General features: G+C 65.1%; 1 pseudogene. It reads left to right on the forward strand.

Annotated features, from left to right (window positions below):
- Positions 1 to 381 precede the first annotated feature (381 nt).
- Positions 382 to 1,406: pseudogene (locus K289_RS0140845) on the forward strand (methyl-accepting chemotaxis protein); the annotation flags it as partial.

The raw sequence follows: 1,406 nt of genomic DNA on the forward strand, positions 1-1,406 counted from the left end.
GGCCAGGTCAACCGCGGCGCCGCCGAGACCGGCTCGGCCTCGGAAGAGGTGCTGAATTCGGCCAAGTCGCTCTCCAGCGAGAGCACCCGCCTCCGCGCCGAGCTCGACCGCTTCATGGGGAATATCAGGGCGGCGTAACGCTCAGGTCGGGCCACGCTCTCCATGTCGTCCCGGCCTTCGCCGGGACGGCGAGCGGAGATCGAGGCTGCCACTCGTAACTCCTGACGGCGCGAAGGGCCCCCATCCGCGTCACCTAACCGCAAGTTGCGATGCCGCAAATTTACCGCGGCTTATCCTTTGCTCCGTAACGTGCTCGTGAGTCGGGAAGCGGGCTGCTTCCGGGCTGCGCCTGGTTTTCCGCGAATGGAATGGGGTGGGGGAATGTCCGTCAAGTCAAAGCCGAGCACATCGAAGCTGCCAACGCTGCGCTTTCGCGCAAAAATCATCCTCGGTTTCGTGGCGGTGCTCGCCATCCTCGCCGTCAGCATGGCCTTTGCCTATTTCGGCTTCGAGCGGATCGCGGGTGCCGTCGCCTCCTACCGCACCAGCGTGTCGGAAGCCGACCTCGCGCGCACCGTCGATCGCGAGCTGATCGCCTATCAGGGGCTGGCGCGGGCCTATACTCTGACCGGCGCGGCGGATGACGAGACCGCGGCGAAGGCGGCCGAAGAGAATCTGAAGGCGGCGATCGCAAAGTCGATGGCGGCAACGACGACAGCCGCGCGCCGCGAGCAGGTCGGCCAGCTCGAGGCCGAGTTCCAGCGCTTCACGAAAGTGTTTGGCGAGATCATCACGCTGACGCGCGAGAACGCCAAGATCGCGGCCGATGAGCTCAACGGCGTCGGCAACAAGATCCGCTTCAAGTTCGACGACCTCGCCGACACCGCGGCGCTGGCGGGCCTGGCCTCGGTTCAGACCACGGCCAAGGACGTCACCTCGCAATATCTGGCCGTCTCCACCTCGGTCAGCGCCTTCGTCGCCAAGCCGGAGCCGAAGACGTCCGACGGCGTGATCGCGCGCATCAAGTTCCTGGAGACCCTGCTGGTCTCGATCTATGCCAACGACCAGAAGATCACCGACCGGGTCACCGAGGTCGGCAACCTCCTGAAGCAGTACCGCTCCTCCTTCGCAAAACTGTCCGAGAACGTGAAGGTCATCGTCAAGCTGAACGGCGAGATGACCAAGACGGCGGCGTCCATCCTCAAGGCGTCGGGCGAATTGCGGGCGGATGTGACGGCCGACCAGCAGCGAATCGAGGCAAGTGCCAATGCCACGATCGGGGAGACCGAGCGGCTGATGCTGATGATGGCGCTGGGCGGCCTTGCCGTCGGCGCCACGCTGGCCCTGATGCTCGGCAACGGCATTTCCCGTCCGATGATCGCGATGTGCAAGGCGATGCGCGAGCT

Source organism: Bradyrhizobium sp. Cp5.3 (genome assembly GCF_000426265.1).
Classification (GTDB): Bacteria; Pseudomonadota; Alphaproteobacteria; order Rhizobiales; family Xanthobacteraceae; genus Bradyrhizobium; species Bradyrhizobium neotropicale.